The sequence below is a fragment of the Pseudomonadales bacterium genome (assembly GCA_013215025.1).
Classification (GTDB): domain Bacteria; phylum Pseudomonadota; class Gammaproteobacteria; order Pseudomonadales; family DT-91; genus DT-91.
In genome coordinates this window covers 1-8,114 of sequence record JABSRR010000159.1, presented here as the reverse complement: position 1 = coordinate 8,114, position 8,114 = coordinate 1, and the positions used below count along the sequence as shown (strand labels likewise).

The 8,114-nt window shown below is 46.2% G+C and carries 6 protein-coding genes; 3 read left to right on the top strand and 3 right to left on the bottom strand.

Annotation, left to right across the window (positions count from 1 at the left end):
• Positions 1–345: 345 nt before the first annotated feature.
• Genes HRU21_10490 through HRU21_10480 form a run of 3 tightly spaced genes read right to left on the bottom strand, consistent with a single transcriptional unit; the run spans position 346 to position 3,067 of the window.
• On the bottom strand, positions 346–969 hold the full coding sequence (locus HRU21_10490) for an FKBP-type peptidyl-prolyl cis-trans isomerase (GenBank protein NRA42717.1): 624 nt from the start codon (positions 967–969) through the stop codon (positions 346–348).
• Positions 970–1,017: 48 nt separating this feature from the next.
• Positions 1,018–1,749, bottom strand: a complete 732-nt coding sequence (locus HRU21_10485) for a M48 family metallopeptidase (protein NRA42716.1) — start codon at positions 1,747–1,749, stop codon at positions 1,018–1,020.
• A complete protein-coding gene (locus tag HRU21_10480) occupies positions 1,733–3,067 on the bottom strand; it encodes a chorismate-binding protein (GenBank protein ID NRA42715.1) in 1,335 nt (444 codons plus the stop codon). The genes HRU21_10485 and HRU21_10480 overlap by 17 nt, the downstream gene beginning before the upstream one ends.
• A gap of 201 nt (positions 3,068–3,268) precedes the next feature.
• On the opposite strand from HRU21_10480, the gene HRU21_10475 reads away from it, so the two are divergent.
• The 3 genes from HRU21_10475 to HRU21_10465 all read left to right on the top strand — a co-directional run.
• A complete protein-coding gene (locus HRU21_10475; protein NRA42714.1) occupies positions 3,269–4,999 on the top strand; it encodes an acetyl-CoA carboxylase carboxyltransferase subunit in 1,731 nt (576 codons plus the stop codon).
• A gap of 25 nt (positions 5,000–5,024) precedes the next feature.
• A complete protein-coding gene (locus tag HRU21_10470; protein ID NRA42713.1) occupies positions 5,025–7,868 on the top strand; it encodes an HlyD family efflux transporter periplasmic adaptor subunit in 2,844 nt (947 codons plus the stop codon).
• Between the two features lie 115 nt (positions 7,869–7,983).
• A partial coding sequence (locus HRU21_10465) for a BLUF domain-containing protein (protein ID NRA42712.1) occupies positions 7,984–8,114 on the top strand: 131 nt, incomplete at its 3' end.

Genomic DNA, 8,114 nt, shown 5'->3' with positions numbered 1-8,114 from the left:
AGCCAAGATTCACGATCACAGAACCTTTAACTCACGCTTATCGGCGTAAATTTCAGTTCTTTTGAAAACATAAGTCCTTACACAAGCATCAGTTGCTTGAAAAGACAGAGGCGACGCAAATATCTCAAGGCATCATAGCGGTAAGGATTTAGCTAGCGAGAACATCGTGGTTAGTCTAGATATTACCCAGAAAAGGCTAGGTTCAGAAAAGTTAGTTAAGAAAAGCCTAGTTAAGAACAACCTAGTTAAGAAAAAGCTTGAGCCTAGAAAAGCATAGAGCTTTACATAGAGCTGTAAAAGCCTGGGCCTAGATAAATCATAGGCCCAGACAAATTACGAAGGGTGTTAAAGAATGTCGATCAAGTGCACTTCAAACACTAAAACTGCGCCGCCTGGAATCGAGGGCGGTGCGCCTGCATCACCGTAAGCTAAATCTGATGGAATCACCAAGCGCAGCTTGTCGCCCGTGTTCATCAGCTGCAGCGCTTCAGTCCAGCCCTTAATCACTTGCGTCACACCGAAGCTTGCAGGTTCGCCACGCTCAACCGAGCTGTCGAATACCGTGCCATCCATAAAGGTGCCATGATAATGCACTTGAACGGTTGAGTCGGTGCTTGGTTTTTGATCACCACTGCCAGTTTCTAAAACTTCATACTGTAAGCCAGACTCGGTCACGGTAACACCATCGCGTTTGGCGTTTTCGCTTAGAAAGGTTTCACCCAGCTCGGCCATTTTCTCGGCTTGCTCGGCGCGGTCTTTTTCCATTTGCGCTTGAATCGCGGTATAGGCTTGATTTAACTCTTCTTCAGACAGCTGAATTTTATTGCTTTCTACAATGTCGGCAATGCCGGCAAATACCGCAGCAGTATTTAGGCCGTTAAATTTATTACGGATCAATTGCTGACCAAATTGCAGGCCGAAACCGTAACTGACGCGCTGGGCGTCATTTTCGAAAGTGAATTCTGACATAGTAAACTCTTAAGTAGTGCGTTAAAAAGGCGCGCAGTATATCAGCATCTAAGAAATAATGCTGATCTTGTGACCATATTGATTTAACCAATCGATATGATGTTGATAATCAGGGCAATAGCTATGGACTAATTGCCAGTAAGTTTTTGAGTGGTTCATATACGTCAAATGACAAAGCTCATGAATGATGACATAGTCCATTACTTCAGGCGGGGCCATAATCAACAGCCAGTTAAGCTGTATTTCGCCTTTGCTGCTACAGTGCCCCCATTTTGATTTGGTTTTGCGAAACTGCACAGCAGTTACCGGTTTTGGCGGGCAAAGCTGTTGCTCAAGCTCGAGGGTGCGAGCGCTTAAGTAGCGCTCGGCTTCTTGCTTCATCCATTTTGCTAAATAAGCGGCATGTTTAGTCGGTTGATGAGCTGATGTCGCATAATGAAATACATGCAGTATATTTTCGCGCTCAATCACTTGAGGCTTGCCAGAATGATGCAGGATAGTTCTAGGCGTTCCAAAAAATAGGCACTGGCTTTCGTGACTGAAGTCAGGTTTTTCACCGTGTCGTGCCGCCGCCTCCTGTAAACGCAAACGGCACCAGTCAGCTTTATCCAGCACAAACTGTTCTATTTCCTGATCGCGAAGCCAATAGGGCGACCTCACCTCAACAAACTGTTCTTTTACCGTCAGCGATAAGGTTTTACGCTTGCACTTAATGACTCTAACATCAAAATCGAGTGCCGCGATTGCTGATAAAGCTTCTGAATTAGTGACTAATGGCATTCAGCAGCTTATCGATTTTATTGTTGCATTCTTGATATTCACTGAGCAGCTCTGAGTCTTTGACAATACCGCCGCCCGCCCAGGCGTGTACGGTTTGCGCCGCTTTGTCGCAGAGTAGGGTGCGAATCGCAATATTCGAGTCAAAGCGTTGATGACAGCTGGCCAAAAAGACGGAGCCGCAATAAATTTGTCGGTCAAAGTTTTCTAGCTGGTTAATAATTTGCATTGCACGCTGCTTCGGTGCACCAGTAATAGAGCCACCGGGGAAGGCATCAAAAAATACGTCAAAGGCATCTAGATGCGCACTCAGTTGGCCTTCAATATGGCTTACTAAGTGGTGAACATTGGCAAAACTTTCAATTTCAAATAGCCGATGGGCGGATATGCTGCCGGGCACGCAGTGCTTGCCAAGATCGTTGCGAATTAAATCAACAATCATGAGATTTTCGGCACGGTTTTTCTCACTGGCCATTAGCTGCTGCGCAAGCTGTAAATCTTCGCGGGTTTTTGAGCTGCGTTTTTCAGTGCCTTTGATCGGGCTTGATAGGATCTTAGATGCTTCTACGCGAATAAAACGCTCTGGTGAAATAGACAGCAGGCTGAAGGCGTCGCGATTTATATAGGCCATAAACGGTGATGGAACAGAATCGGCCAGGTTGCAAAAAGCGGCGAAAGGTTGCCCCTGGTATGGCGCTTGATAATGCTGCGCATAATTAATCTGATAACAGTCACCGGCGGTTAAAAAACCTTGAATACTGGCGAAGTCTTGATGGTATTGCTGGCTAGCCGTATCGCAGCTAAATGCTTTGGCGGCAAAACTTTGCGGCTGCAGCGTAATCGCGTTGATTTCATGCAATATGGCCTCACATTGATGATCAGACAGCTCATCTAAGCAAATCAACTCAGTCAGCTGTTCGGCATGGTTAAACACCACCGTCCATGGATAAAAACCGGCGCAAAATGCCGGAATAGTGCCGCCGCCTGACGGATTTTTCTGCTTTGGTTTGCCGCTGAGTGGGTCAAGTGCATAACCTAACTCATAGCTGGCATAGCCGAGCCAGCCTCCGGCAAACGGTAGCGAGGGGTTCTCTGCGTCGCGATGGTGTGCCAGCGCCGCTCTGAGTTCGCGCTTGCAGTCCTCTAGTTTGAAGCTATCAATGTCATAGCTAAGGGTTTGGCTGGGCCTAGTGGCAAAAAAGCTGAACTGGCTGGCCGGGTTTTCGCCTGCACTAGCAAAAAATACGGCCCAGTCTTCTTCGCAAAAATAGGTGAATAATTGCCGGATTGACAGGGGGCTGTTGATGGTAAAGCGTTTCATAGCGGCCCATTGTAGAGATTTTATATGTCAGAAGCAGCAACTTTCATGCGGTCGATACGCTCACGAAAAATAGCTTTTCAGGTCATGCTCGCTGGCCGCAAATTGCATTGACTTTTTAGGGGTAAATCTATATGTTATCGCGCGTTTTAAAGGCTTTTGCCATACCCTAAAAATTAAATAATTGCCTCTGGATTGAGATCAATGACTAAATCTAAAGTGATCCCTTCTCTTGAAAACCCGTTCGAAGAGAAGCAAGAAATCGAATTTGCTGTACCTGGCCAAGCATCTTACCAGCCTGGATTGTACGAAGAAACCTTGAAAAAAGGTCATGAGCTTCAACAACGTCCATTTGAAGCCGCAACGGAAAAAAGCGTTCAGCGTCAACACTTAAAAAAGCGTATGACTATCTGGGAGCGTATCCGCGTTTTATGCGACAGAGATGTTGAGCCACAAGTTTTATTCCAAAATTGGGGTCCAAACCTTGATGGCGCCTCATTGGTAACGGCGATTATTCAGGTTAAAGGCCGTGATATTGCCTTGTACGGTCACGATTTTACCGTACGCGCCGGCTCAATGGATGCTACCAACGGTGATAAGCTGGCTTATTTGTTCGAGCTTGCGGGCAAACGTAAAATTCCTGTGGTGGGATTAAATGACTCTGCCGGTGCTTATATCCCTGCGGGTGTCGGTGGCCTTGATGGCTACGCCAAAGCCTTTACCGCGCTGCGTAAGATTAACGGTATTGTGCCAAGCATTATGTGTATGTTTGGCTTCAACGCAGGTGGTGGCTCATACTTGCCACGTCAAGGTTCGTTCTTGATTCAGCCTAAAGACACATTTTTTGGTTTAACCGGCCCTGGCGTTGTGAAATCGGTTTTGGGTGAAGATGTAACCGCTGATGAGTTGGGTGGCCCTGGTGTGCATTCTGCTACCGGTGTCACTGACTTTGTTGTTGAAGACGAAGTGGCTGCATTGAACAAGGTTATCGAACTATTAGATTACTTACCCAATAACTTCGAAGAGTCGGCGCCGTTTCGTGCTTCCTCTGATGCGCAGTCGCGTGAGACCTGGGATGTCGATATTCTATTGAAGAAAGCATTAAACTCGCCTACCGGTTTTAATACACCGTTTGATGTTTCTATCATGATTCAACAATTGGTTGACCACGGCGACTATATGGAATTCCAACCAGACCGTGCGCGTAACACAATTTGCGCATGGGGTCGTTTAAACGGCCATGTGGTTGCCTTTGTTGCCAATAACTCGGCTGATGCATCAGGCCAGTTAGATATTGAAGCGGCCTACAAAAATGCCCGCTTTATCCGCTTCTGTAACGTCTACAATATTCCGATCATCTTTATGGAAGACACGACCGGCTTTAAGCCAGGTACTGAGCAAGAGCATAACGGTATTGTGCAAGCGGGTCGTGCGATGCTGGATGCGATTATCGATTTGCGCACGCCACGCTTCTTATTATTAATCCGTAACGCCTTCGGTGGCGCTTATGCCTCATACAACAACTATCCTACTGGTGCTGACTTTGTTTGTGCATTACCCACCACACGTTGTGCGGTAATGGGCCCTGCAGGGGTTGAGTATGTGTTTAAAGATGAAGTGCGAGCGATTCGCGGCTCGGTGGCTAAGCGTGTTGCGATTGCCACGCAAGAGAAAATCGCTGAGGGTCTTTCTGAAGCAGATGCAAAAGCGCAAGCTGAAGCAGAGGTTGCAGAATGGCAAAAAGCTGAAGAGGCCGTACTGGCTAAGAAATACGAAGAACAATTAATGAACCCGAATGAAGCATTAAGCCTTGGTTCTATTTCTCAAATTGTTCAGCCATCTGAGTTACGTAAAGTGTTATCTCAGCAAATGGACTTCCACATGCGCCACTACCAGCCTTCGCCATTACAAGGCGTACAGCGCGAATTCCATTAATTGAGCAGAATATAAAAAGGGTATTATTGTGTCTAGCAATCAAAACTACTTAAACAACCCGCTAATTCATGCGGATCGTAAATTGGCTGCTCATGCTTCAGAGTGGGTGCAAAGCTTCTCAGTAGAGGGCGTATTAAAGCCATTAATTATTTGTCGTGGTCCTATCCGTAAAGAAGCGATGGACGTGTTCGATGAAATGGGTATCAACAACTACGGTATTTTGTTATCCGAAAAAGATTCGATTACCTACACCAATGCGTTATCGCCTGAGTTACGCAAATTAACCGACCCATCGCGTGTTCATCGTGTGCCTGATTATACCGGTGCTGATAAAGAAGAACGTGCGGTACGGATTAAGCAAATCGCGCAAATCGCTAAATCTAATGGTTATAATGCTATTTTCGCCGGTTACGGTTTCATGTCGGAAGATGCTGAAATGGTTGAAGGCATGGAGAACGCGGGCCTTAATTTCATGGGTCCAGGTTCTTACACCCAGCGTTCAGCCGGTATGAAAGACAGCGCCAAACGTACCGCACTGAAAGCGGGTGTATCGGTAACACCAGGTGTTGATAACGCAACTAGCCGTGCATTAATCGCTAAATACGGTGAAGACGGTTTAGAAGCTTGTGCGAAAGACAATAACTTAGACGTTGATTTCGCAGCCTGTGAAGATCTGGAAGAAAAATGCCTGGCTCTGCTTAAGGCCTCATACGATGCTGGTATCGACATCATTGATGCAAAAGACATCGGTTTAGCGCTGCAAAATGTGGCACGTGAATTACTCACTGAAAAGCCTAATAATCGCTTTCGTTTAAAAGCGATTGCCGGTGGTGGCGGTAAAGGTCAGCGTATTCTTCAATCTGCGAATTCGCAAGAAGGTGCAACGCTTGAAGAGAAAGTAGAGAAAGCCGTTGCTGTCGTACCAGAGCTAACGGTTGAATGTTTGATCGAGCTTAAAACCAACGGCGTTGGCGATAACAAAAACGTGTTAATCGAAATGAATATCGATACCACGCGTCACCAAGAAATCCAAGTTGTCGGTAACGGTGAGTGGTGTATGACCATGGGTGGTCGTGACTGTTCATTACAGATGCACGAGCAAAAGCTTTTAGAGGTTTCTGTTACGGTTGAAGAGCTTCAAGATGCAATCAAAGTTGCTGAAGCAGCGGGTAAAGCTGAAGAAGCAGAGCAGCTGAAGAAAGACCTTGTGATCCTTGAAAAAATGGAGCACGAAGGTGCTGTATTTGGTGAAGCCGTTAAGCTTAACTCATTAGGTACATTCGAATGTATCGTTGATGGCGAAGCGCACTACTTCATGGAAATGAATACGCGTATTCAGGTTGAGCACCGTGTAACCGAGCTTTGCTATGGTTTGCGTTTCACTAACCCAGAAAACGAAAACGACTACTTCGAAACCGAGTCTTTAGTAGAAGTGATGGCCTTAATCGCTGCTCACGGGACGCGTTTACCTAAGCCAACACGTTTCCCTCGCTCAGAGACTTCTGTTGAAGCACGTTTGAATGCCACTAACGAAGCATTACAGCCGCATGCGGGTGGTGTGATCAAGAAGTGGTCAAATCCAATCGACGGTGAAGTGCGTGATGACCAAGGTATCAGCTTACGTAACCCAGATACTGATATGTTTATGCAGTACCGTTTAGCGGGTGCCTATGACTCTAACGTTGCGTTATTGTTGACGGTTGGTAAAGACCGTATGGCCACTTACCAAAATATGGCTGAAGTGGTTCGTCGCACCAATATGCAAGGTAGTGACCTTAAAACCAACCTTGAGTTCCACTACGGCTTGGTTAACTGGTTTATTGGTAACGGTATCAATGCACGTCCAACTACGCGCTTTATCGTGCCTTACCTAACTGCAGTCGGTCAGTTAAAGCACGAAGCGAACCAGCTTGATTTAGATTACGCATTCAACAGCGTACTGAAAAAAGCTGTGTCTGAAGCGGGCGATGACGCTGCTAAAGCAACGCAAGCGGCAATCGAACGCAAGCGCTCTTTATTGCTTCGCCCAATCGAAAACTTATTTGCTGATGCACATATTCTTTCAGGTTGGTTGTCACTGCATAAAGAACATTTTGAGCTGGTCGACGGTCACTTTAAGTGGACTGAGAACCCGATTAAAGTCTTAGCCGATACTTACCACTACCTGAACATGGAAGCTAATGAGCGCGCTGCTCCGGCACGTGTCATTTGGTCGCATGATCAGGTGATTCTTGATGCGGCGGTTGCCTTCTATGCACAGCTTGAGCAAATGCTAGATACCGCTGACTTTGCTGAACTTGAAAGCTTAATTGCGGGTGCTGCGCCGAAAGGTTTTGATGCCGAGCGTTGGGCAGAAGTACAAGCTTCACATGCTGGCTTCCAATTAGGTCTAGAAGTATTAGACGTAATCCCATTCACAGCTTGTCAGTCTGGTTTCTACGAGTTAGCGGTTAACCCAGATTTGAGCATCAATATTCCTGAGCGCTTGGATGACCCAGAGCTACAAGACGCCATGGCGAAAGTTTTAGTGCCGCCGCCAGTTGCTGCCTCTGATGAGATTGTTGCTGCCTCGGGTGGTATGTTCTACCCACGTGAGACGCCAGAGCATGAAGTTTATGTGAAAGAGGGCGACCACTTTAATGCGGGCGATACCTTATACATTGTTGAAGTCATGAAAATGTTCAACAAGATTCAGGCCGAATTCTCAGGCACGATCGATAAGGTACTGGTTGAGCGCGATGGTGAAATCATCAAGAAAGGTCAGCCGCTATTCAAAATCACGCCTGATGAAGTGGTTAAAGTTGAAACGCCTGCTGAAATCAAAGCACGTAAGCAAGCTTATACCAACGAGCTATTAAAGCTGATTTAACGCATATATTAACAAAGCTAATTGTTCGCAAACCCGTAAGCCATAAGGCTTGCGGGTTTTTTTTGATCTAATGAAAATGCCTCGGCGTAAGCTTAAAAAATGGGGAGGGCATACAATGAGTGTCTACCAATTAGCGTACCTTAGTCAAAGCAGTTATTTTTCTGATCAACAGTCTTTGTCGCAGTTACTGCAGCAATCGCGGCATGCTAATCAACAGCGAGATGTAACCGGTATTCTGCTTTATCA